Origin of the sequence: Methylobacterium sp. 4-46 (assembly GCF_000019365.1) — a bacterium.
GTDB lineage: Bacteria > Pseudomonadota > Alphaproteobacteria > Rhizobiales > Beijerinckiaceae > Methylobacterium.
Genome location: NC_010511.1, coordinates 7,593,022 through 7,615,891, shown reverse-complemented (window position 1 = coordinate 7,615,891; position 22,870 = coordinate 7,593,022). Strand labels below are relative to the sequence as shown.

Here is a 22,870-nt window from a genome sequence, read left to right as displayed (position 1 = left end):
CTGTTTTCGCCGTGAGAGGGCTTCTCTGGAGCCCATGTATGTCTACCGGCGCTCCAGTCTGCTGTTTGTTTCCAGCCTGTTAGCTCACAGCCGCCCGTGCTTGTGTATGGTTGTCCAACCCTGCATATTGGACATTCGTTGGACACGGATCAGGACACAGCCGCCATGGCCCGCACCGTCCGCGACGCAAACCTCGACAGCCGCACTGCCCGCGCCCGCCTGGAGCCGCGCGGCAAGCCCTACTTCCGCACTCTGGAGCCAGGCCTGCACCTCGGATACCGCCGGCTCGCGAGGGGCGCAGGCAAGTGGGTGGCGCGTCATTACGTTGGCGAGCGGGCCTATGAAGTCGAGACGCTCGCAACCGCCGACGACTTCTCCGACGCCGATGGGGTGGCGGTCCTCAACTTCCGACAGGCGCAGGAACTCGCCCGCGCCCGCATGGTCCAACGTGCGCATGCCGCGGCCGGCAAGACCGGCCCGCTGACCGTCCAGGACGCGGTCGAGGCCTACCTTGCGTTCCTAGACGCCAACCGGAAGTCCGGCCTCGACGCTCGCCACCGGGCCCAGGCCTTCATCTACCCACTCCTCGGCGACGTTGAGGTCGAAGCGTTGACCACCGCGAAGCTGTCCCGCTGGCTCACCGACCTCGCCAAGACACCGCCGCGGATCCGCACGAAGGCCGGGGCCGAGCAGCGCTACCGCGAGGTCCCGGACGACGACGAGAGCCGGCGGCGGCGGCGCTCGACCGCGAATCGCACGTTGACGGTGCTCAAGGCCGCGCTGAACCGGGCGTGGCGCGCCGGGCAGGTGTCCTCTGACGCCGCGTGGCGGCGCGTGGAGCCGTTCGAGAACGTGGACGCGACCCGCGTTCGGTATCTCACCGTCACCGAGGCGCAGCGGCTCATCAACGCCGCCGATCCCGACTTCCGAGTACTCGTGCAGGGCGCCCTGCAGACGGGAGCCCGGTATGGCGAACTCGTGGCGTTGCGCGTAGCCGACTTCAACCCCGACAGTGGCACTCTCTCGATCCGGCGCTCGAAATCGGGCAAGCCACGTCACATCGTTCTCACAGACGAGGGTGCGGCCTTCTTCGCCCGGCACGTCGCCGGCCGGGCCGGCAGCGACTTGATGTTCGTGAAGGCGAGCGGCGCTGCGTGGGGATCGTCCCACCAGCTGCGCCCGATGGCCGATGCCTGCCGGAACGGCCGCATCACGCCGTGGATCAGCTTCCACGGCCTGCGGCACACCTGGGCCTCGCTCGCCGTCATGAACAGCACGCCGCTGATGGTGGTCGCCCGGAACCTCGGGCACGCCGATACGAGGATGGTCGAGAAGCACTACGGCCACCTCGCCCCGTCCTACGTCGCCGAGGCGATCCGGGCAGGTGCGCCACGGTTTGGCGAAGTCGAGGCTGGGAACGTTGCGCCGCTACATATGACATCACGTCGATTTGTGTGAAGCGGGGGTCTGAATTTATGAAGCTAAAATTCTGCCCTTCCGGGTACATCATGCTCATCGACGTGTGTGACGATCTTTTTGAGAGGCTTATTGTAAGCTCATACGCCGATCGACCGGGCGATAGACCTGATAATAGATTTTTACCATTGCCATTTTTAATTGAGAGAAATACGGCATGCATGATGCTGATGATGTCATTTTACTCTGAACATGCTGAAGCTTATTATATGACCACCGGCGGTCAGCAAAAAATCCCACCCGAATTTTGGCGTGAGTCTGATCATATCGATTCTGTCACGTCCGGCATGACGCCTGACCATCTTAGCGGAGAGCCGGAATGGATATACATTCCACGCGAGCAATACAGAGCCTTGGTCGCCCTTTACGGAATGGACCGTTGCAGCGGCAAGCTTGAGCTTGAAACTGAGCCAACGTCTGAATCGCTGCGCCCCGGGCCTATGACGGCTCTCGACCTCCAGCGGGCGGTCGAGCTGCTCAGGATGCACCCGGACGCAAAAAATATGGCGCGCCCTGCCCAGAGAGAGTTTCTGCGCAAGAATTTTCCGGGAAGCCACATCCTAGACGACAATTTTCTTAGCATTTTCAAGCAGGTACCTATGAAACGGGGTCGCCCAAGAAAATCGGGCGAAAATTCTGTCGAAAAATAATCGACGCCAGAATTAAAGTAATTTTTTTGATATTGAAGTCGTGGATACTAGTCTGCGTTCCCAATAACTCGGGAAGGCTCAAATATGAGATCACTGACGATACCGGACTGGTGCGAGCGCCATAAGGTTTCGCGCGCACACTTCTACAACCTGCTGAAGGCCGGCAAGGCGCCACGGATCATGAAGATCGGCGCGGCGGTGCGCATCACCGAAGATGCGGATCGCGAGTGGTGCCGCGCGCGCGAAGATGATGCGGCGACATTTCCAAAGGACGGCCGTGCTGCGCGATGAATCGAAGCATCGAAGTCCGCCCGATCGTGGAACACCAGCCGGCCCCGAATGTAGCTTGCGCATTTGAAATAGCCTTTCATCTGCTCAACGCATTCAAAGCACATGGGCGAATGGTAAAGGGAACACCGCCCGTCTCGGCTAAGACTGAAACGGCCTAAGTAGAGGACAAGCTATGGACAACCTGAATGTTACGACGCCGGATGTTCGCGGCGAACGGGAACCTATGCCCGCCGGCCTACGGGATGCGTGCATCTGGGCCGTTTCGCACCGGGCCGAGATCGAGCGGCGCTGGCTGGCGGGAGGCAGGACCGCCTACCGCTTCCGCCAGGAGGCCGCGGCAGCGGAAGACGTGACCGACCGGCGGTGCCGCGGCGGTGCACGAACTGCTCCAACCCGCGACCCCGCCCCGGGTCCAGCGCCTCAACGCCGGGACCATCGGTGGCCCGCTCCTGCGGACCTAACTGGCGGCTGACCGCCAACCCGGCGCGCCTGGCAGGGCGCAACCGCGAAACCCAAAGAGAAGGCCCCGCAGCGCGCAAACGCGGCAGGGCCCAGGAAACAAACTATGGTTCGTTACAGTAGTTCGTGCGGACGCTCCGCGCAAGGCGGCGCCCCTGCGCCCTCTGCGCTGAACCCGCGCCCCGCGCCCTCGCCGCGCCGGCAGGCACCTCGCCCCGCGCCTCGCCCCGCGCCCTTGGCGCCGATGCCTCTGCCCGACCTCGACGTGGCCGCGCTCCGGCGGGCCCGCCTGATCCGGGCCGGGATCAGCCCCGTCGTCGCCGCGGCCCTGGCGCCGCTGGTCTTCGGGGAGGTGGCGCGATGACCGAGCCGAGCAACCGCCAGCAGCGCCGCCGCCTCGGCCGCCTCACCCAGCAGGCGAAGCGCCGCATTCTCCGACTGACGCGGGAGGCCGAGCAGTTCGTCGCGGCCGATGCGCGGTTCTTCCAACGCTTCCCGCACCGCGAGTTCCGCCTGCGCGCCATGGGCGCCGCCGAGCGCGAACTCGCCCAGAAGGAGCTTGGTGGACTTCCTAAAAAGGAAGGATACAGCCCTTACTATCTGGTGTGGAACTTGGTCACCGGATTTCGTCAGAAATTGCTGATTACGCTTCCTGATGGGACCGACGAGACTTCTTACACCGAGGAAGAGCTTAAGCAACTCTTCGAAAACCTGATCGCGCGCGACCCCAGGGTCCAGGCGATCACGGCCCAGCATCGCGCGATGGCGGACCTGTTGCGCGCCCGCCCGGCCGACCGCGACGGCGATCCCCGGTCCTGATGCTCCGCTGATCACGGTGTGATTGGGCGTATTGACAGTTTATCCAATTTAAACCTATGGAAATACAATGGAGATAGGCAATGAAACCCCCTATCGAAATCGCTAAGGACTTTATCGAGCGAGAATTTAATCCAGTTGTTGTCCCGTACGGTACTAAAAAAGCGACGGGCAAAGCATGGCAAAAACGCACCATCACGCTAGAGAATGTCGGTAAATACTTTAGTTCTGCGCAGAGCAACGTCGGTATCCAGATGGGCCCAAAATCCAAAGGCTTGACCGATGTAGATTTGGATTACATTGAGGCGGTCAAGGCCGCGCCTTACTTGCTGCCCGAGACAGATGCGATCTTCGGCAGAGAGTCCAAGCCGAGATCGCACTATCTCTACAGGACCAATCTATCCGAAACCTTCCAGGGTAAGGCCGAAGAGTTCAAAGACCCGGCCGGCGGCATGCTGGTCGAGTTGCGCATTGGCGGCGGCGGCAAGGGCGCGATGACGGTCGGGCCGGGTTCGGTTCATCCCGGGGGCGAGGTGATCCGCTGGGACAGGACCGGCGATCCGAGTTCCCCCGGCGGGGACGTGCTGCGCCGCTCGACGGTGGGCGTCGCGGTGGCGGCACTCCTGGCGCGCCACTACCCGGAGGCCGAGGCGGACCGCACCGCCCTGGCCCGCGCGGTCGGTGCACTCTGTAGGGGCGCAGGATTGCCGCAGGACGGCATCGACCGCCTGATAGGTGCCCTCTCGCCCACGCAGCCGGCGACGGGGCGGTGGAGGCCCGCCAGAGCGATTGCGGCTTGCCCCCCGAGGCCGGGGCGCCGGACCTCGCCGACCTCCTGTGCGACAGGCCGCCCGAACCCGACGAGCCTGCCGAGGCGGCCAAGGCGATCCGCGCGACGGTCGCCGCGCAGGCTATCGCGTGGATAGAAGATCTGGGCGCGGCCTGGGCGACCGGGACGAAGGCCACGAAGGCGAAGGCGCCCGCCGCGACGGCGAAGGCGCCCGCCGCGACGGCGGCCGGGGCCGATCCCTACCCGGAGAAAAACGCCTTCGAGCTTTATGGCGACAAGGCGTTGGGGCCGTGGCGGCCGAACCTGCCGGACCGGGCCGGCTTCCGCGGACGCTACCTCTCGGCCGTGGTCTCGGCCGAAGTCAGGGCCGTGTCCGAGAAGCGCGAGACCGGCCGGAACATTCAGTTGAACGTCTCCTCGCACAACCTCGGCCGCTACGTCGGCGCGGGCGCCCTCGACGCCGAGGACGTGAAGCGGTGGATGTACGCCGCCGCCGTGGCCTGCCGCTACGTCGAGACGAACGGCGAGGCGCAGGCGTGGGCGACGATCGAGAGCGGCTTGACGGCCGGGATGGCCAAGCCGCGCACCCCGCCGCCTCCCGCACCTCCGGGCGGCTATCATGACGCCCTGCTCGCCGAGATGAACGAGAAATACTGCGTCGTCATGGAGGGCGGCAAGACGCGCGTCCTCACCTTCAATTTAGAACACCAAGACGGGCATTCGCGGGAGGCTGCGAACTTCCTCTCATTCGAGGATTTTCGCAACTTCTACATCAACAAGACTGTCCGTATTTCCGAAGATAAGAAGAAAAAGCTAGGTCACTGGTGGCTTGAGCACCCGGATCGCCGGCAATACAATGGACTTATCTTCGAGCCGGAAAAAGGCCGCGAAGTCGATGGTCAGCTTAACCTCTGGCGCGGCTTCGCGATCCAGCCCCAGCCCGGCGATTGGACTCGGCTGAGGCGCCACATCCGGGAGGTACTGGCCGCCGGCGACGCCGAGGCCGACCGCTACATCATCGCCTGGTTAGCTTGGCTGCTCCAGAACCCGGGCCGGCGGGCCGAAGTGGCCCTTGTCTTCAAGGGCACCAAGGGCACCGGCAAGGGCACGCTCGGCAACGCTCTGTGCCGCATCCTGGGCCAGCACGCGACCCACATCTCGGATGCCGAGCACCTGTCCGGCCGCTTCAACGCGCACCTGCGCGATGCCTGCTTCCTCTTCGCCGATGAAGCCTACTGGCCCGGCGACAAGTCGGCGGAGGGCTCGCTCAAGCGGCTGATCACGGAGCCGGACCTGTTCATCGAAGGAAAGGGCCGAGACGGCGTGACAGTGCCGAACCGCCTCCACGTGCTGATGGCCAGCAACGAGGATTGGATCGTGCCGGCCGGCGCCGACGAGCGCCGCTTCGCGGTCTTCGCGGTGTCGGACGTGCACAAGCAGGACCCCGAGTGGTTCGGCCCCCTCTACGACGAGATGGAGGCCGGCGGGCTCGCGGCGATGCTGCATGACCTCCTCGCTTTCGACCTCAAGGGCTGGCACCCGCGCCAGGTAGTCCGCACCGCCGCCCTGGTCGAACAGCAGGAGCGGAGCCTCCGGCCGCTCGATGAATGGTGGGTGGAACTGCTCGAAACCGGCATTCTCGAAGGCGCAGACCCCCGCGAACCGAACCGCGCCGTCTCCACCGGATGGGACGAAGAGGTGCCGGCCGGCTTCAACACCCGCAGCAAGCGGCGGCGCGGGCTGTTCGATCAGGCCCGCGAGATGTCGCCGAAGCTGAAGACCGTGAGCGACAGACAGCTTGGCAGCTACTTGAAGAGCAAGGGCTGTTCGAACCACCGGAAGGTGATGCGCCGGCAGGGCTGGACCTTCCCGCCGCTCGCCCAACTCCGGGCGGAGTGGGAGGCGTTGTTCCCCGGCTGGCCGTGGGGGAGGGCCGTCGCCGAGTGGCACACCGCATCGGGATCGGATGACGACGCCGAGTGTCCGAACAAGCCCGGATCAGGGGTTGGAGACCCATTGTTCTAGGGCGTCTCTGCAAAGGGGTTCACACGGGCGGGGCGAGCCCCCACGTGGTCGGGATGCGACGCTTTGAACTGACCGACGCGCAGTGGGAGCAGATCGCTCCGCTGCTGCCGCCGCAGAAGCCACGCACGGGCCGGCCTGCAGAGGATCACCGCCAGGTGCTCAACGGCATGCTCTGGATCCTGCGCACGGGCGCGCCCTGGGAGGACTTGCCGGCGCGCTACGGGGCGGTTGGGACCGTGTCGAGCCGGTTCTACCGCTGGCGCAAGGCTGGCGTGTTCGACCGGGTGCTGCAGCGCCTGCAGGCGCAGGCGGACGCCTGCGGCGACCTCGACTGGGACCTGCACTTCGTGGACGCGACGGTGGTGCGCGCCCACCAGCACGCCGCCGGGGCACGCCGGTCCGGCGCCATCGGAGGGTGAGGGGACGGTCGAGGGCGTGGGCGAGGCGCTCGGGCGCAGCCAGGGCGGGTTCTCGACCAAGCTGCACCTGCGCGCCGAGGGCGGGGGCAAGCCGATGGCGGCCGTCCTCACGGCTGGCGAGCGGCACGAGCAGTTCGCGCTGGACGCGCTGATTGTGAGCGGGCGTTGGATCCTCCTCACTTGTGGGCCTGCAATTTTCCCCACCCTCCCGGCCGCCCCTGAGCCTCCTGTTTGAGGCGGGATGCCCGCGCGGCGGCCGTCTCACCGAAGCTGGTCCCCGTGGCGGGAGGGAGCGGCGCGGTGGTCAGCCTCGGGGAACTCATGACGATCCTGGACCTCCACCGGCAGGGCCTCTCGGTCACCGCCATCGCCCGCCAGCTCGGCCTCGACCGCAAGACCGTCGCCAAGTACATCGCCCGCGGCCTCGAGCCGCCCGTCTACGGACCGCGATCCCCCCGCGCGCGGGCCACCGACGCCTTCCTGCCCTACCTGCGCGAGCGCCTGGCCGCCTACCCGCAGCTTACGGCCGTCCGTCTCTGGCGCGAGTTGAAGGAGCGCGGCTTCGCAGGGGCCTACACCGCCGTGAAGCGAGCCGTGGCCCTGCTTCGCCCCTCAGCTCCTCTGCCTATCGAGCGCCGCTTCGAGACCCCGCCGGGCGAGCAGGCCCAGGTCGACCTCGCCCGCTTCGAGGTCGTCTTCGCCGACGAGCCGGGCGTGACCCGCATCGTCTGGCTGTTCGCGATGGTGCTGGGCCACTCGCGCTATCTCTGGGCCCGCTTCGTCGTCCACCAGGATCTGCAGACGGTCCTGCGCTGCCACATCGCCGCCTTCCAGGCCCTTGGAGGCGCCCCGCGCGAGATCCTCTACGACCGCATGAAGACCGCCGTGATCGGCGAGGATCCCGACGGCTTGGTCATCTATAACCGCAGCCTTCTCGATCTCGCGCGCCACTACGGGTTCCTGCCGCGCGCCTGCCGTCCCTACCGGGCCAAGACCAAGGGCAAGGTCGAGCGCCCGTTCCGCTACCTGCGCGAGGACTTCTTCCTCGCCCGCTCGTTCCGCAACCTCGACGACCTGAACGACCAGCTGCGGCACTGGCTCGACACCGTGGCCAACGCCCGCCGGCACGCCACGACCAAGCGGATCGTCGCCGACGCCTTCGCGGAGGAGCGCAGCCAGCTGCGGGCGCTGCCGCCCGTGCCCTACGAAGCCGTGCTCAGCCTGGAGCGGCGCGTCACCCACGAGGGCTTCGTCTCGGTGGCGGGCAATCTCTACAGCGTGCCCGACACCACCCGCCGCCGCGCCCTGGAGGTGCACGTGCTGGCCGATCAGATCCGCATCTACGAGGCGGGTGAGCTCGTTGCCTGCCACCTGCCCCTGGAAGGGCGTGGGCTGACGCAGGTCGATCCAGCCCATCGGCGGCCGCGATCTCCCCCGCCCGAGCCACGAGACCCTGCCGAGCCGGTGGTCGTCAGGCGCGCCGGCGACCAGGTCGCGCGTCGCCCGCTGGCCATCTACGACGCCGTAGCCCGCCAACTCGCGGGAGCCGGCGTGCCCAGGACCGACCGGGGAGACGCGGCATGAGCGGAACTGGCGAGCTGATCCCCCCACTGGTCGAGCGGATCAAGGCCACGCTGGTAGGGCTGAAGATGCCGCGCGCCCTGGAGATCGTCGACACCACCGTGCGGCGGCTGGAGCGCGGCGAACTCAGCGCGCTGGAGGCGGTCGATGCCCTGCTGAGCGAGGAGCTGAGCCTACGCGAGAGCCGGCGGGTGAAGACCGCGCTGGTGATGGCGCGGCTCTCGACGGTCAAGACGCTGTCGGGCTTCGACTTCGCCTTCCAGCCCTCGCTCGACCGCACCCGCATCCTGGCCCTGGCCGAGCTGGGCTTCGTGGACCGCTGCGAGGTGCTGCACTTCCTCGGCCCGCCCGGCACCGGCAAGAGCCACTTGGCGGTGGCCCTCGGGGTCGAGGCGGTGAAGGCGGGCCGCAGCGTGTACTTCACCACCCTGGCCGACCTTGTGGGAACGCTGGCGCGGGCCGAGCGGGAAGGAACGTTGCGCGAGAAGATCCGCTACTTCTGCCGGCCGGCGCTGCTGATCGTGGACGAGATCGGCTACCTGCCGGTGGTGCCGGGCGGGGGCAACCTGTTCTTCCAGCTCGTCAACGCGCGCTACGAGCGGGGCGCGATGGTCCTGACCTCGAACCGCGGCTTTGCAGAGTGGGGGGAGGTGTTCGGCGATCCGGTGGTGGCGACCGCGCTGCTGGACCGGTTGCTTCACCACGCCGTGGTGGTGCAGATCGAGGGCTCAAGCTACCGGCTGCGCCAGCACACCGCGCTCATGCCCGAGCACATCCGCTCGAAGGCAGCCCTGCAGGCTCCGCCGCTCGCCCCGCCTCCGCGTCGGCGCGGACGCCCGCCCAAGAATGGAGGTGCTCACCTCGGCATCGCCTGACCGCCGAGCCCGCCGATCTGAGGAAAATTGCGCGCCCGAAATTGCGGAAGGTTCGAAGCCCGTTGACACTGATGGACAAGGGCGCGGTGCGGCGGCCGGGGCGGGGCCGCCCCCGCCTGCGTCCGCGCCGGGCGGCGGGCGACCGAGGCTACTCCAGCCCACCCGCCCGCCGCCGGCTCAAGCAGCGGCGGGTCGAGCCGGTGATCCCGACCCGCAAGGATCAGCCGCGTCAGCCCGACTTCGACAAGGTCGCCTATCGGGAACGCAACAGGGTCGAGCGGCTGATCAACCGGCTCAAGCAGTATCGCCGCATCGCCACCCGCTACGAGAAGCGCGCCACCAACTACCTCGCCATGGTCACGCTCGGCATGACCATGCTTTGGCTCACGTGAGTTTGCAGAGACGCCCTAGATCGCGATGTCGAACGCCGAACATTTTTGGCTCGCTAAGCCATTGATATTCCTGGTTAGTTCTATTGTTCGACGTGTTCAACATTTCGTGCTCAGTTCGCCAGGAAAAATTTTTCGCGGTGGTTCGAGCCCCACCTCCGCCCTGTGCGGCGCGCCATTGTACCTCTTACCCCCTTTTATCTAGAACAAGTAGAACAGTAGAACACGATAGCTGGATCAATGGGTTAGGGTGTTCGACATTGTTCAACGTGTTCGACAACAACCTATGGCCCGCCTCACACGGACCCGGCGACAATGCTTGGGTTCAAGCGGTCGTCGCAACACCATCTTGCACGGCAGCCAGCACAGCGTCGAGCGCCTCTGCCGGCGTCTTCCAGTTCAGCGTCTTGCGCGGTCTGCTGTTGAGGGCTGCGGCCACAGCAGCAAGATCGTTCGCGCTGTGGGCGCTCAGATCCGTTCCTTTCGGGAAGTACTGTCGCAGTAACCCGTTCGTATTCTCGTTCGTCCCCCGCTGCCAGGGTGAGCGTGGATCGCAGAAGTAGACCTGCAGACCCGCGTCGATCCGCAAGCGCGCGTGCTCGGCCATCTCGGTACCCTGGTCCCAGGTCAACGAGCGCCGCAGCTGCTCGGGCAAGCGCGCGATCGTGCCGGCGATCGCCTCGCGCACCGCCTGGGCCCCGTGCCCCGCCAGCGCCGGGCCGTTCTTCGCACGCGGTGTCACCCCATGGCCGTCCATCGGCGGAAGATGCAGCAGCATCGTAAAGCGCGTCGTGCGCTCGACCAGGGTCCCGATCGCCGAACTCTTCAGACCCAGGATCAGATCTCCTTCCCAGTGCCCCGGCACCGCGCGGTCCTCCACCTCGGGCGGACGCTCGCTGATGAGCACCTCGGGGGTGACGAACGACCTGCCTCGGCCCAGGCTGCGGGCCCGCGGCACACGCAAAGCCCGTCCTGTGCGAAGACACGCGGTCAGCTCACGCTTCAGCGCGCCCCGGCCCTGGATGTAGAGCGCCTGATAGATCGCCTCGTGACTGATGCGCATCGTCGTATCGCCCGGAAAGTCGAGCCGTAGGCGCTCGGCGATCTGCTGCGGACTCCAGGATCGACCCCATCGGCGGCTCTGGCGTCGCCCGTGCCGCCGTCCCTTCCAGGCAACGCTAGGGCCAGGCAGAGCGCTCCCGCCCGGTGTCGCGACAGTTCCGGCGAGCCGCTCCTGCACGTACGTCCGCAGCGCTGCGTTCCCCGCCAGTTTTGCTGGCTTGGGCCGGCGTGCCGCGCGTTCAGCGTGCCACTGCGCGGTCGTGGCGCGATAGTCCAGGCCGCCACTGCGGGTCGCCGCATTGCGGCGCAATTCCCGCGAGATGGTCGACGCCGCCCGTCCCAGACGCCGAGCGACGTCCCGGACCCCGTGACCTTGCGCTTGTAGGATCGCGATCTCCTCCCGCTCAGCCAACGACAGGTAGCGCGCAGAAGGCGACTTGGATGATGGTGACAGGTGGGAAGGTGCCATTCCGCCTGCTGTCCGGAACCACCGCGAGCCGACCGGTGGCGAGATCCCGAGCTTCATCGCTGCGACCTCGCTGGAGAGACCCTGCGCGAGGAACGCCCAGAACCCCCGCCACGTCTCGCGCAGACCGACCCCGGGACGACCCGGTGACCGCAGCTTCTCGCGAAGTGCCCGATCCGAACGCCGCCGACCTGCCATCACAACCGCCCTCCGCCAAGCCGTTGCGACGACCACTTGAATCCACCATGAGTCCCGCAGCGGCGGAAGGGCGCGGCGGAGGCGAGCTACGAGGCCCGGCGAGGTTGGCGGAGCGTGGCTGCCCGCTCGAATTCGTCGGCGAGAGGCCGGAAGGGGCCTGCGGCCGGCGGCGACTGGCGCGGGGCGAGAGGCCGCTCCTGGGTCGGAAAGCGGCACGTCCGCGCCTTCACACTCGAAGAAAAAATTTCTAGGCGCCTCGACCGCGAGGCCGAGCTTCCGCGCCAAGAGCGCGGAGCGAGTGACCGGAGCCGGCGAGGCCACCGCCATGTCCGGCGCATAGCCCACCGCATGAATAGACCCCGCTGGTGCCTGGACATTCGGCCGAGCCGGGATCAGCCGCGCGCCTCGACCAGGGCAGCGGGCCCTCGCGCCTCGACCAAGGCCGCGAGGTTGGTCCGTGGCGGCCGTTCCGCCCCCGGCAGGTGCGGATCCCCTACCGCGGCAGGCTCCGCGGCCGTTCTGCGCGGTCCTGGCGCCTCGACCAGCGGCCTCGACCAGGGCGGCGAGCCCTCGACACCTCGACCGGCGGCCCTCGACCTCGACCCCGCCGCGGTTTACCCGCTCTGCCCATCTTATCACGCTGCTCAACAAACGGTGAGCAAAGCGAGCAGGGGCCATGACCGCCGGCAAGTTCGTAACCTACGTGAGGGTGAGCACGGCGAAGCAGGGCCGCTCCGGGCTTGGCCTGGACGCGCAGCGCGAGGCGGTCGCGCGCTACCTCGGCGAGGCCCGCAGGCACGTCGTCGGCGAGTTCATCGAAGTGGAGAGCGGCAAGCGCGCGGACCGGCCGGAACTCGCCAAGGCGATCGACGCCTGCCGCCTCTACAGGGCGAAGCTGATCGTCGCCAAGCTCGACCGCCTCTCGCGCGATCCGGGCTTCCTGCGCGACCTGGAGCGATCGGGCGTGGACTTCGTGGCCGCCGACATGCCGGACGCGAACCGGCTCACGGTCGGCATCATGGCCCTGATCGCGGAGCACGAGCGCGAGGCGATCAGCACCCGCACCAAGGCCGCCCTGGCCGCCGCCAAGGCCCGCGGGACCAAGATGGGCGGGTTCCCGGGGCCGGACCTTCACCGAGGCGGATCACGGGGCCGCCAGGGCCGGCAGGAAGGCCAGGGGCGACCGCAACGCGGCGCGCGTCGCGCCGGTCCTCGCGGAGCTTCGCGCGGCTGGTGTCACCTCGACCAACGGCATCGCCCGCGCCCCCACCGAGCGCGGCATCCCGACCGCGCAGGGGGCGGCCCGCTGTACCCCGACCGCGGTGCGTCGGGTGTTGAACCGCCTGCCCGCCGCCTGAGGCCCGCGGCAGGCTCCGATGCTGGCTGGAGATGGGCGTTCTGCCTCTGACGGTAACCCCCTAACCCGCCCGGCAGGCTCCGCGGGCTTCCTGGAGCTTCTTAGTGGATCAAGTCTGACGTTTGATACCCACGCACGAGTTCCGCTACGGGTGGAGCCTGTGTGAAAACGCGGAGGCGGTAGAAGGATTTTCCCTCGGACGCCCTGGCCAGTGCCGGAATAGGCATCTTGTCGGCCTCTGGGGCGGCGTTTGGCGGCCTGGAGTGTCTGCCACAGAGAAGATTGTTCTACGTTTTCAGCATCTGCCCGCGTTTTCACACAGCCTCGGTGGAAAGCGGGCATGCGCAGGGCCTCTGATAGGGTCGTGCCCGCAGCCTCGATCAGTTGAAGAGGTTCGCACGCGCCGGGCAGGTCGTTGTGTTATGGTTGTGCTCGTCGCGATGCTGGCGCGTGATGACCTGGGCTTTTGGTTGCTAGGGTACAGGCTCGTAGAGTTAGCGGAGGTTGGTCGCCTGAGTCAACCAGATATTACTCAATTATAGGGCGGCGCTACGATTAAAAGAACCAAACGGATAAGGCAAAAAATAGATGAACCGACGATCGTTGCTCTCGTTTACGGGCCTAGCAGGCTTGGGCATTTGGCCGGGGCTGGTTTTTGGCCAACAGGGGCGATCTAAAATATTGCGGATCGGCAGAGTTGAGTATGGATCCGCTCTCCTACCATATGCAGACGCAATTGAGCAGGAACTCCGAAAATTGGGCTACGTCGAAGGCCGCAATCTCAAGACGGAGTGGCGCTGGGCTCACGGTAATCCTCAAACGCTAGCAGCAGCTGCGGCCGAGCTTGCTGAATTGAAGGTTGATATCTTCGTCGCGACGGCCACCCCTGTGGCTAATGCCATTAAGCAGGCGACCTCCTCGATACCGATTGTATTGTCGGGCACGGCAATCGCCGAGGGTGCAGGTCTCGTCCAGACGTTGGCGCGGCCTGGGGGCAACGTTACGGGCGTAACGATTATGTCGCCGGAACTGGCGGCTAAGAAATTACAGATGCTGCAATTACTCGTGCCGGGTGTAAGCAACGTCGGCCTCTTTCCTTATATCAATAGGGCTACCCCAGCCTCCAAACAATTGTTGAAGGAGATCGAACCGGCAGCGCAGCAAGCAAGAATTCGTCTGGCCGTGCATGATATCAACCAGGCTGAAGATTTGGCGAAGGCCTTCGTGTTATTGAAAGAACAAGGAGCTCAAGCGTTACTTGTCTGTCTAACTCCTATATCCGCCGAGAACCGGTCGCTAATCATAAATCTCACTGCGCATTATCGAATTCCAGCGCTCTACGAGAGCAGAGTGTTTTCTGAAGTGGGTGGCTTGATCTCGTACGGGCCTAACATGTCGGCTGTCTACCGCCGGTCTGCACATTACATCGACAGGATTTTTAGAGGAGCAAGCCCGGGAGAACTGCCCGTGGAACAGCCTACAAACTTTGAGCTCCTCATAAATCAGAGCACGGCGAATTCGCTCGGCATAGCAATTCCGCGAGAGATCTTGAATGCGGCTGACGAGGTCATCGATTAGGCGGAGTTGCGCTAGAACACGTCACGATCGCCTCGACCACCTTGCTGGCTGCCATCTGCCTCGGCGCGACCGTTAGCTGCCCGCTATTGGTCCCGGGCCTAGGCGCAGGGTGCCAATGTCCGCTCCGGGTCGGAAGTCGCCTCTGCGAGCATCCAGCACTGTCAAACCTGGACCTCGGCGCTGCAGCCCGCACGGTGGCTCGGAAGGCCGAGCCGGCGACCTAGCATCGATCATCCAGCCGGCGCGCACGACGACGTGGCGAACGCGGTTGCGGGTGCGATCGTGGTGTTGACGACCGCGCCGCAGCCGCTCCGCATTCCACCCGAGGTGATGCAGGCGATCCGCGCCATGCCGCCGCGGCACCGGAGGCGGTTCACTTGAGCCGGGTTCGCCGCCTTAAACCAAAAGTGATCTGGTCGACAGGTCAGGATCAGCCTGATCACCAGGATTGCCTTAAGCGATGAATTTGAAGTCAGATGCCGATAATGAGATCACTCCTTCTACTGTGATACTGTTGTTTGCATCTACGTGGATGATACTATTGCCGCCGGATACCTCAATGCTAAGCTCCGAGAGCATGGCGAGCCTCGTCGGAAGATGAGCTGCCGCCTGAACCGGGATGCGCGCTAACGCCTTCTCTGGCACTTTGTCCACATATAAGCCGTCGAACTCGATTTTGTCCTCACCAGGATGAAAGTCGTGGATAATGTCATTGCCGTTGTTCGGTCCGAACACGAACACGTTGTGCCCCTGGATGGCCGTCCCGTCCGAGTACTGCCAGTCGCCCCACATCTCGTCGATGGTGTTCGCTGCGCTTATCAGGCGGTCATCACCGGCACGAGATCCCGTAACGGCCGTTCGGCTATCGCCGTACAAGAAGTTGACCCCACCTACACCGCCGGCGACAGTGTCGTTCCCGCATTGTGTTCCGCTGTTATAACTACTGTCGCCATAGATCAAGTTGGTTGAATCAGCCCCTCCCACTATATAATCATTCCCGCATGTCGATGATTCTACGTAGAGACCGTCGCCGTATATCTCGTTGTATCCGTTGGATCCTCCTATGATAGAGTCACTACCACCAGCTGAATTGTACATATTGGTCGCATCGCCATACACCAAGCTTCCGGTGTTTGATCCGCCTGTGATCGCATCATTGCCACCAATTGAATTCGACATGGTGAGCGCGTCGCCGCAGATTGTGCTTAGGGAGCAATCATCTCCCCCGCTGATGGTGTCATTTCCACCAGTTGACGATGTCATGAAATATGCGTCGCCGTACACGAGATTGTTGCTGCAGTAGCTTCCGAGGCGTATGATGTCATCACCGCCTGCTTCTCCTTGTCCTAGACCGGGGTAGTCTCCTATTAAGATGTTGTAATCCTAGTCGTCTAGTCCAGTAATCGTCTGATTACCGTATCCGCCATAGTTAAATGTAAAACTCATTGTTTGTGCCCCCCTCACAAAAGCCACGACTTCGTCATGCAGCGGTTAAGCTAGCCGTCATGGCGGCTTGCGCGGATCGGCCAAGGCGCGTTTTGCGAGAAACAAAGGCGCTTTCTCCGACCCGACTGGGCTCTGGAGCATGCCAATTTCGCGAAGCGCGCCCTTAATCTGGCACAAACAGGATCACCACACTCTTTTCCAAGACGCGCCACCTTCGTCGAGGCATGGAGTGGCATGTCCAGAAAATAAGAGCCCCTAACACAACCCTCCTTCGCTCCCGCTAAGTAGTTGAAATTTCAGGAGAGAAGGCGGTTTTGATAGGTGCTCTAAGTGTCCACCGCGCTTTGAGGGGAGCTATGCAGGAGATTGGGTGATGCGCTGAGCTGGAGGGCATCGCCCACGACTGCCCCTATCCACCGCCCGACAAGGTGCGGGGAAACGAGTATGTGCCCCGGTGCCACGCCTACTTCCCCGACCTGACCGGGCCGCCCAAGCCGCCGGACCTGCCGCTGGCCCTGGGCGGGTTGAGGGTGGTACGGGGTGGGAAAGGGTGAGTGACGGTGCGCGCCCAAATCAGGCAGGGTTCCGCACAGGGGCTTATGCGAATGGGCCGTCCTCGCGCGCGGCTGCCGTTCAGAGCCGGACTCAAAAGTTCACGTTGGAAAGCAGTACCCTGCGAGCCGTCGTGACATCAGCCGGATGCTGGCGATAAAGGCCCACGCCGTGGAACTCGCGGTGGTTTTCTCCCAATCCTTGGCAAGACGCCGGCAACGGCCAAGCCAGGCGAATGTTCGTTCAACAACCCACCTGCGCGGGAGAACCTCAAAGCCCCTGGCCGTGTCGGATCGTTTGATGATTGCGATGGTCCAGACGCCCTGACCGTGCAGCGCTCCGCGCAGCTTCTCGCCTGCATAGCCGCCATCGGCGAAGATGTGGCGCAGCCAGGGAAAGCGGTGGCGGATCGCCTTCAGCAGAGACGGGGCGCCGTCGCGATCCTGCACATCAGCCCCGTGAACGAGGACGAAGAGCATCAGCCCGAGGGTGTCGGTCACGATGTGGCGCTTGCGGCCTTGGATCTTCTTGGCCGCATCGTAACCCGCCAGCCCTCCGCTCTCGCTTGTCTTCACACTTTGGCTGTCGATGACACCGGCCGTCGGGCTGGCCTCCCGTCCCTCCAGCTCACGCGCGCTCAGGACCAGCAGGTGGTTGATTGTCTCCCAGAGGCGGCTGTCCCGCCAGCTGTAGAAGTAGCCCTGCACCGTCGAGCGGGGCGGAAAATCCTTGGGCAGCATCCGCCATTGGCAGCCGCCGGTGGCGATGTACAGGATGGCATCCATCACCGCCCGCAGTTCGGTCGTGCGCGGCCGCCCTCCAGGCTTGGGTGGGGGCAGAAGCGGAGCGATCACGGCCCATTCCCGATCCGTCATGTCACTCGGATAGCGAGCTGACGAACGCCGATGGTGGTAGCGAGCCGCATCATCCCAGGCCATCGGATCCTCCTCTCATCGGGATGGAGGAACCACAACTCATTGATATTACTCAATTCCTTTCCGGCCCGGCTCTCAGAAGAAGGCCATCCCGGAGATCGGCAAGGCCGTCGAGACTGGGCGCGTTTCCGTCTCGGCCGCAGCCCAGGTGGCGCGGCTTCCGCAGCCCCAGCAGCGGGCTGTCGCCTCAGCGGGCGACAAGGCCATCGCTGAGAAGGCGCGCGAGCTGCGCGAGTCGCGAGCGGCTAGTACTGTCGGCGCTCGGCAGGGCTCTGTATTGACAGATCCTATGATTCAATGAAATTTTGGCGAGCCCTGGAGGGCAATACCATGAAGCACGCTCTGCGATGCATCTTCGTGCTTGCTCTAAGCACTTTTGCGATTAATACGTCTTCCGCCGCGTCTCCAAATACGGGCGGAGGAACAATCTGCGGACCGAGCTGCGATCGACCGTCGGGACCGTCCAAGCCAGTTCGTACTACAGGGAAGAGGTGTCCTGCCGGATACTTCAAGAGCAATGGTCAGTGCTATCGTAGGCTGAACTGAACGCATCGAGGTCCGGGAAGTTCTGAGCTGCGAAAGCACTGCTCTGGCCTCGGCAGCCCTGCGATGGTTCCGCTTGCCGCTAACCTGCCAGTCCTAGCCCCTGTCCAAGTCGTGCAAGTGCTGCCTCCCGCCCCGGATTGGGCTCCGGTCGAACCTGCTCGCCAGAATACAGGGACGCTAACGCTGGGCTGTCTATTCTGGCGACTTGGCTCGGCAGGATGGCCCTGGGAGTCACGACGTTGGCCGCTGGCGGGCGAATGGCTGCGGCCGGTGGAGGGCGGTGAGCCGGAGAGCGGGCGCCACGGGCGCGCTGTTCGCGTTCGTTGGCCGCGCTGAAGGCAGGCAGGTACTCCACGCCGAACCGCCACTGCACTGGCTTGCGCTGCGACCCGACTGCGGTGCGGTGGTAGGCCGAGCCGGCGACCTCGACCCGCTCGACGAAGCCGATCGCTTCCAGCACCGCGAGGGCGCCCCGGATGTGGGCCTCGGTCAGGCCGAGGTCGCGGTGGCCGGCGAGCGCGACGCGATCGACCACGAAGGCCCGCCCGAGCCGGCCTGGGGCGGGGTGGTAGCGCGTCAGGCAGGTGGCGCGCCAGGACGGCCTGGGGATGCGCTGGAACAGTGCAGCGGCCGGGCTCGGCCCTCACAGCGAGCCCGGCCGCCAGCTACAGCGACCGGCCCGATCGAGGTCACGGACGGTCAACCGGTCGCTGCCTTCGCCCGCTCGAACCTGCGACGACAAGAGCGGGCGGTCTCGGAATTCGGGGCGACGACCCGGAGATCTCATCCCGGAGCATCGGGCCGCCGCCGGGGCCTGTGGCAAACGCGAACGGGCCCGGCGGACGGCGCCGCCGGCGACGAGTAGGCGAGGCCCGGGGCTATTTCGCCTTCCGGCCCATGTCGCGGCGGGACTGGCCGATCGGCGTCGATGACCAGTTCTCGGCGCCGCTCGCGAAACTCAAGGGGGCGTCGCAACGCGTCGCGGAGGACGACAGCGTGAAGTCGTTCCGCAAGGACTTGATCAAGGTCGGCCGCGCCGTCGAGAAGGTCGGCGGAGTTCTGGGGGCTGGCGGGAGGCGGGGGTAGCGGCGGCTCTGCGCCGGCCCTGAGCGGCGCCCTCCCGTGGCTCCCGGGCAACGCTGGCGTTAGCGGCTGGTGGGCGGCGGAACGGCAGCAACACGCGGTCGGACGTGCTGGCGAAGGGCGGCGCCTCGGAGCTGGGCCCAAAGGCCCTTGGGGGGGGGCGCTGGTCGGCCGTGGAGGCCCGCGGCGGCCCGCGCGTCGGTGAACCCGCGCTCGGGGGCGTGCGGGATCGCGCAGTCTCTACAGGGGCCGGGCGGAGGACACGGAGCGGAACGCCGGCATCGCCGCGATGCTGTCGGCCGGTCTGACGTGGTCTCAGATCCAGGCAGCAGCCGGGTGCAGTCGGGCGTACCTCGCCAAGATCGCCAAGAACGCCAAGCGGGTCGCAGCGAGGCGACGCCGCTCCGCTGCCCCACCCTGATCGCCGTGACCTGGGGCGCTCGCTCCCAGCGCCCCCGCGGTCTGCGGCACTCAGAAGCCGATGAGGTCACCCGGCCGAGGCATACCGCAGCGCTTCGACCAGATCAGCTTGCCCGTTCCGTCCAGCAGCATGACGACCCCCTCAGACTGGGAGAACAGTTCGCAAGCCCGGTCCGCGGCTGTCGCGACTGCCTTCTCCTTGGTGACGGCGCCCAGCTCCTCGTGGTCGGTCACAACACCGGCACCGTCCGGCCGCGGCCAGAGTAACCAGAGCTGGAAGTGCGACGTGGGTGGGCTACAGGACATGCCGCTAGTGTGCTCACAGCGCCACACCGGGGGCAAGTTTCTGTGCTGAGTTTGTCGCACCGACCAGGGCAGTTCCACAGCTTACTGCAACGCCCCTGCGTGATCCGGCCAGCTTGGCCGTTAGCATTTCGAGGCACTTAACGCCCCTGCATGGAACGCGCACAACCTAATTACTGGCCCCAGATGGATCCGGCCTGAGCATGCATTAAGCCGCTTATCCGAGTTGCCAAATCACCTAACGCCCGATATGGCCAGTCTCAACAAGCAAAAGGGGGCGGAGATGATTGCAGAAACAATTGCAAGCGTCGGCCTTATCAGCACGGCAAGCGCAAGCCTTGCTATAATGTAGCGGGGTATCTCAGTTTTAACCAAATTTTAACGTGCCTGTTCGGCGCGCTTAGCCCCGTGTTCGTCTTCCCTTCTGAACTAGCGTCGCATCTTCTGACCCAGTGTCGCAGCAGCGTGGCTTCAGAAAGCTCAGCCAGTCGGATCGAACCCGATGAGGCGGTGCCGGCCGACATCGTTCCGCCGGGGCTGCTGCTCGACGACGTGCCCCAGCAACTGCTCCTGCGGTTTGCGAGCCTGAGCGCCCGCGCCCGGCAGCAGTGTGAGGACGAGCTGGCGCGTCGCCTCGATCACGCGGCTCTCCTGGCGGTTGCGACGTGGCTGCGGTCCCAGCACGGAGCGATCCCGCTTCGCTCAATCCCGGCTCGCCCATGCGCGCCGGAACCACTCCAGGGCGGCCACTAAGCCCCGATCGGCCTCGCCGGCTAGAGCGTTTTCGGTTTGAGCTGAGTCGCTGCGGGGTTTCCGGGCTTGCTGTGGTGTGATTCTCTGATCGCTCTGGACGAGGAGCGAGGCATGGGCCGACCCTACAGCCAGGACCTCCGCGAGCGCGTGGTGGATGCGGCGGCAGCGACCTCCTGTCGGCAAGCAGCGGCGCGCTTTGGGGTCGGGATCGCGACCTCGATCCGCTGGATGGCCGCCCTGACGGCGACTGGAACGGTGGCAGCCCGCCCGCAAGGGCGGGCGCGCCGTTCGAAACTCGATCCGCACGAGGCGTTTCTGCGTGGCCTGATCGCACAGAACGACGACATCACGCTGGAGGAGATGCGCGCCCGGCTGCGGGATGAGCAGGATCTCACGGTGGGGCTGGGCACGCTGTGGAGCTTCCTCGACGCGCGGGATCTGACGTACAAAAAAAGACGGCTCACGCCGCCGAGCAGGATCGCCCGGATGTGAGAGCGGCGCGCGAGGCCTGGTTCGAGGGCCACCTCGATCTCGACCCAGCCCGCCTCGTGTTCCTCGACGAGACCTGGACGTCGACCAACATGTCGCGCCTGCGCGGACGCTCGCCTCGCGGCGAGCGGCTGCGTTCACCCGTGCCGCACGGTCACTGGAAGACCACCACCGTCGTGGCGGGTCTGCGCCTGTCTGGGATCACCGCTCCCTTCGTGCTGGACGGTCCGATCAACCGCGAGACCTTCCAGACTTATGTCGAGCGCGTGCTGGTGCCCGAACTCACGCCCGGCGACATCCTCGTGATGGACAACCTCGGCAGCCACAAAGGACCGGCCGTGCGCGCCGCCGTCGAAGCGGCGGGCGCGCGATTGCTCTTCCTTCCGCCCTACTCGCCCGAGTTCAACCCGATCGAGATGGCCTTTTCCAAGCTCAAAGCCCTGCTACGCAAGGCCGCCGAGCGCACCGTCGAGGGGCTATGGTCGGCCATCGGGAGGCTCGTCGACACCATCACGCCCGACGCGTGTGCCAACTTCTTCGCCGCTGCAGGCTACGATCCAGATTAAACCGAAAACGCTCTAGCTAGCCAAATATTGCTGACATGTTGACATCATGTATCGGCCAAGCTTTGGTCGCGACTTCTACGCAAAATGCCGTCGAGACAGATACAATCTCTTGACCGACGTTCAAATCGTGCTTTCCTTGCCCGTGGTCCAGCATGTGGTCCGCGAGGCGTGATGAAGCCCGATGCCGAGGAAATCTAAGCCGATAAATCGAGGCGGCCACCATGTCGAAATCTTTGCCCCAGATCGTGACGTCCTCTCCACGGGAGCCGACCGAGCAGGAGCAGGAGGCGATCGAGCGCGCCAAGCAGCGGATCCGGGCGCGCCCGCTCCCACTTGCCTACGAGGTGGACCTTGCAGAGGGAGGTGAGGTGGCACTCAGCGCTCTGCACAGCGACGAGGCCGGGCAGTTTACCCGCATGGTCGACCTCTTCGGCACAGCGTCGGACAGCTTTGCGCGCCATACGCTCGGCTCGCTCGGAGCGGTCGTGCGCGAGCCGGGCAAGGCTCCTCCCACGGCGGAGCAGCTCAACGCTGCCCTTGCGGCTGTCGGGGGCCTCGCCCCCCGCAACGAGGCCGAGGCGATGCTGGCCGTGCAGATCGTAGCGACGCATGAGGCCGCCATGTCGATGATCGGCCGGGCCAAGGAGGCCAAGGACACGGCCGCCATGGAGCGCTTCGGGACACTGGCGACCAAATTGCAGCGGACCTTCCTCGCCCAGCTCGAAACCTTGGCCAAGATCCGACGCGGCGGTGAGCAGAAGGTCACGGTTGAGCACGTGTACGTCGCGCCAGGCGGTCAGGCCATCGTCGGCGCCGTGGCGATGCCGGGGGGTGGGGGATCTCTCGAAAATGGACGTCAACCCTGTGGACCTGCCGACGACCGAGCCCTTGCAACTTCGCCTGGCGCGCCGCTGCTGCGCCAAGACGCGGCGCGGGACGGAGTGCCAGTCGCCCGCCATGAAGGGCCGGAAGCGCTGCCGTCTCCACGGCGGCGCAATCGGGAGCGGCGCCCCGCGGGGTAAGGCGAACGGCCGCTTTCGCGACGGTCTGCGCACGGCGGAAGTGACCACCCTCAAGCGCCAGATCAGGGAGTTGTTGCGCAGCGCTCGGGCGACCCTTGAGGACCTCAGCTGAGGACGCCTGCGCCGCATGTAGCTCTATTGCGCGGTGATGGTCACCGATCCCGGATGGTCGCAGCTTAGGGCAGTGATCGGTTCAAAATGCATGTTGTTTTACATGAACAGAGACCTGCTCGCCGCCGAGCACGGCCAGGGTGCCGAAATCCTCGTCCGAGACACCGAGCCTCCCTCCGCCCTGAGCTGGTAAGCCCCCAGGCGCTCCCGTT

The 22,870-nt window shown here is 65.3% G+C and carries 20 protein-coding genes and 2 pseudogenes; 16 read left to right on the top strand and 6 right to left on the bottom strand.

Going from position 1 to position 22,870, the window contains the following annotated elements; all coding sequences use genetic code 11:
• Nucleotides 1–165 precede the first annotated feature (165 nt).
• From M446_RS33510 to M446_RS36300, 10 genes and pseudogenes are all read left to right on the top strand, one after another.
• The gene (locus M446_RS33510; RefSeq protein ID WP_012336530.1) at nt 166–1,458 is read left to right on the top strand and encodes a tyrosine-type recombinase/integrase; all 1,293 of its coding nucleotides are present in this window, start codon (nt 166–168) and stop codon (nt 1,456–1,458) included.
• 50 nt (nt 1,459–1,508) lie between these two features.
• Nucleotides 1,509–2,126, top strand: coding sequence for a hypothetical protein (locus M446_RS37845; RefSeq protein WP_150108788.1), 618 nt, complete (start codon nt 1,509–1,511; stop codon nt 2,124–2,126).
• 84 nt (nt 2,127–2,210) lie between these two features.
• Nucleotides 2,211–2,417, top strand: coding sequence for a helix-turn-helix transcriptional regulator (locus tag M446_RS36310; protein ID WP_012336529.1), 207 nt, complete (start codon nt 2,211–2,213; stop codon nt 2,415–2,417).
• An 819-nt stretch (nt 2,418–3,236) separates the two neighbouring features.
• A complete protein-coding gene (locus M446_RS33505; protein WP_012336527.1) occupies nt 3,237–3,695 on the top strand; it encodes a hypothetical protein in 459 nt (152 codons plus the stop codon).
• A gap of 80 nt (nt 3,696–3,775) precedes the next feature.
• Nucleotides 3,776–4,618 carry a bifunctional DNA primase/polymerase gene (locus tag M446_RS36305; RefSeq protein ID WP_083784783.1) on the top strand — a complete coding sequence of 281 codons (843 nt, stop codon included), beginning with the start codon at nt 3,776–3,778 and terminating at the stop codon, nt 4,616–4,618.
• Nucleotides 4,528–6,507, top strand: a complete 1,980-nt coding sequence (locus M446_RS39385; protein ID WP_265576673.1) for a primase-helicase family protein — start codon at nt 4,528–4,530, stop codon at nt 6,505–6,507. The genes M446_RS36305 and M446_RS39385 overlap by 91 nt, the downstream gene beginning before the upstream one ends.
• Nucleotides 6,508–6,560: 53 nt before the next feature.
• Nucleotides 6,561–7,089: pseudogene (locus tag M446_RS33495) on the top strand (IS5 family transposase); the annotation flags it as partial.
• 137 nt (nt 7,090–7,226) lie between these two features.
• On the top strand, nt 7,227–8,510 hold the full coding sequence (istA, locus tag M446_RS33485; RefSeq protein WP_012290058.1) for an IS21-like element ISMtsp8 family transposase: 1,284 nt from the start codon (nt 7,227–7,229) through the stop codon (nt 8,508–8,510).
• Nucleotides 8,507–9,382, top strand: coding sequence for an IS21-like element ISMtsp8 family helper ATPase IstB (istB, locus tag M446_RS33480; RefSeq protein WP_012290057.1), 876 nt, complete (start codon nt 8,507–8,509; stop codon nt 9,380–9,382). Before istA ends, istB begins: the two co-directional genes overlap by 4 nt.
• Before the next feature lie 68 nt (nt 9,383–9,450).
• A pseudogene (locus M446_RS36300) lies at nt 9,451–9,774 on the top strand (transposase); the annotation flags it as partial.
• A gap of 322 nt (nt 9,775–10,096) precedes the next feature.
• Here M446_RS36300 and M446_RS33470 read toward each other — a convergent pair.
• The gene (locus M446_RS33470; RefSeq protein WP_012336525.1) at nt 10,097–11,497 is read right to left on the bottom strand and encodes an IS30-like element ISMtsp4 family transposase; all 1,401 of its coding nucleotides are present in this window, start codon (nt 11,495–11,497) and stop codon (nt 10,097–10,099) included.
• A gap of 676 nt (nt 11,498–12,173) precedes the next feature.
• Here M446_RS33470 and M446_RS33465 point away from each other — a divergent pair.
• Together M446_RS33465 and M446_RS36295 are read left to right on the top strand one after the other, a co-directional pair.
• Nucleotides 12,174–12,905, top strand: a complete 732-nt coding sequence (locus tag M446_RS33465; RefSeq protein ID WP_012336524.1) for a recombinase family protein — start codon at nt 12,174–12,176, stop codon at nt 12,903–12,905.
• 537 nt (nt 12,906–13,442) lie between these two features.
• Entirely contained in the window at nt 13,443–14,432 is a 990-nt protein-coding gene (locus M446_RS36295) for an ABC transporter substrate-binding protein (protein ID WP_012336523.1), read from the top strand.
• A 453-nt stretch (nt 14,433–14,885) separates the two neighbouring features.
• Here the strand turns inward: M446_RS36295 and M446_RS37840 are convergent, their stop codons facing one another.
• The 3 genes from M446_RS37840 to M446_RS38465 form a co-directional block, all read right to left on the bottom strand.
• Nucleotides 14,886–15,716 carry a hypothetical protein gene (locus tag M446_RS37840; RefSeq protein ID WP_150108787.1) on the bottom strand — a complete coding sequence of 277 codons (831 nt, stop codon included), beginning with the start codon at nt 15,714–15,716 and terminating at the stop codon, nt 14,886–14,888.
• 815 nt (nt 15,717–16,531) lie between these two features.
• A complete protein-coding gene (locus tag M446_RS33455) occupies nt 16,532–17,368 on the bottom strand; it encodes an IS5-like element ISMtsp20 family transposase (RefSeq protein ID WP_012336521.1) in 837 nt (278 codons plus the stop codon).
• A 622-nt stretch (nt 17,369–17,990) separates the two neighbouring features.
• A complete protein-coding gene (locus M446_RS38465) occupies nt 17,991–18,446 on the bottom strand; it encodes a hypothetical protein (protein ID WP_168169189.1) in 456 nt (151 codons plus the stop codon).
• A 362-nt stretch (nt 18,447–18,808) separates the two neighbouring features.
• On the opposite strand from M446_RS38465, the gene M446_RS33450 reads away from it, so the two are divergent.
• Nucleotides 18,809–18,997, top strand: a complete 189-nt coding sequence (locus M446_RS33450) for a hypothetical protein (RefSeq protein ID WP_012336520.1) — start codon at nt 18,809–18,811, stop codon at nt 18,995–18,997.
• A gap of 468 nt (nt 18,998–19,465) precedes the next feature.
• Here M446_RS33450 and M446_RS33445 read toward each other — a convergent pair whose 3' ends face one another.
• Both M446_RS33445 and M446_RS38460 read right to left on the bottom strand, forming a co-directional pair.
• Nucleotides 19,466–19,648, bottom strand: a complete 183-nt coding sequence (locus tag M446_RS33445; protein ID WP_265576493.1) for a hypothetical protein — start codon at nt 19,646–19,648, stop codon at nt 19,466–19,468.
• A 549-nt stretch (nt 19,649–20,197) separates the two neighbouring features.
• On the bottom strand, nt 20,198–20,359 hold the full coding sequence (locus tag M446_RS38460) for a hypothetical protein (protein ID WP_168169188.1): 162 nt from the start codon (nt 20,357–20,359) through the stop codon (nt 20,198–20,200).
• Nucleotides 20,360–20,581: 222 nt separating this feature from the next.
• On the opposite strand from M446_RS38460, the gene M446_RS36280 reads away from it, so the two are divergent.
• The 3 genes from M446_RS36280 (at nt 20,582) to M446_RS39540 (ending at nt 22,659) form a co-directional block, all read left to right on the top strand.
• Nucleotides 20,582–21,525, top strand: a protein-coding gene (locus M446_RS36280) for an IS630 family transposase (protein ID WP_085984480.1) whose coding sequence is annotated in 2 segments (ribosomal slippage) — nt 20,582–20,918 and nt 20,918–21,525 — 945 coding nt in all. Because the reading frame shifts where the segments join, the coding sequence is not laid out codon by codon here.
• A 221-nt stretch (nt 21,526–21,746) separates the two neighbouring features.
• Complete coding sequence (locus M446_RS33430) at nt 21,747–22,547, top strand: hypothetical protein (protein ID WP_012336515.1); 801 nt, start codon at nt 21,747–21,749, stop codon at nt 22,545–22,547.
• Nucleotides 22,483–22,659: a hypothetical protein gene (locus M446_RS39540; protein WP_283027118.1), complete on the top strand. Its 177-nt coding sequence runs from the start codon at nt 22,483–22,485 to the stop codon at nt 22,657–22,659. Before M446_RS33430 ends, M446_RS39540 begins: the two co-directional genes overlap by 65 nt.
• The last annotated feature ends 211 nt before the right edge of the window (nt 22,660–22,870 follow it).

Bases quoted from the DNA above. Each gene is read 5' to 3' on its own strand.
- M446_RS33510 (WP_012336530.1), top strand. From the start codon at position 166: ATGGCCCGCACCGTCCGCGACGCAAACCTCGACAGCCGCACTGCCCGC.
- M446_RS37845 (WP_150108788.1), top strand. From the start codon at position 1,509: ATGCTCATCGACGTGTGTGACGATCTTTTTGAGAGGCTTATTGTAAGC.
- M446_RS36310 (WP_012336529.1), top strand. From the start codon at position 2,211: ATGAGATCACTGACGATACCGGACTGGTGCGAGCGCCATAAGGTTTCG.
- M446_RS33505 (WP_012336527.1), top strand. From the start codon at position 3,237: ATGACCGAGCCGAGCAACCGCCAGCAGCGCCGCCGCCTCGGCCGCCTC.
- M446_RS36305 (WP_083784783.1), top strand. From the start codon at position 3,776: ATGAAACCCCCTATCGAAATCGCTAAGGACTTTATCGAGCGAGAATTT.
- istB (WP_012290057.1), top strand. From the start codon at position 8,507: ATGAGCGGAACTGGCGAGCTGATCCCCCCACTGGTCGAGCGGATCAAG.
- M446_RS33470 (WP_012336525.1), bottom strand. From the start codon at position 11,497: ATGGCAGGTCGGCGGCGTTCGGATCGGGCACTTCGCGAGAAGCTGCGG.
- M446_RS33465 (WP_012336524.1), top strand. From the start codon at position 12,174: ATGACCGCCGGCAAGTTCGTAACCTACGTGAGGGTGAGCACGGCGAAG.
- M446_RS36295 (WP_012336523.1), top strand. From the start codon at position 13,443: ATGAACCGACGATCGTTGCTCTCGTTTACGGGCCTAGCAGGCTTGGGC.
- M446_RS33455 (WP_012336521.1), bottom strand. From the start codon at position 17,368: ATGGCCTGGGATGATGCGGCTCGCTACCACCATCGGCGTTCGTCAGCT.
- M446_RS33450 (WP_012336520.1), top strand. From the start codon at position 18,809: ATGTCGCGGCGGGACTGGCCGATCGGCGTCGATGACCAGTTCTCGGCG.
- M446_RS33430 (WP_012336515.1), top strand. From the start codon at position 21,747: ATGTCGAAATCTTTGCCCCAGATCGTGACGTCCTCTCCACGGGAGCCG.
- M446_RS39540 (WP_283027118.1), top strand. From the start codon at position 22,483: ATGAAGGGCCGGAAGCGCTGCCGTCTCCACGGCGGCGCAATCGGGAGC.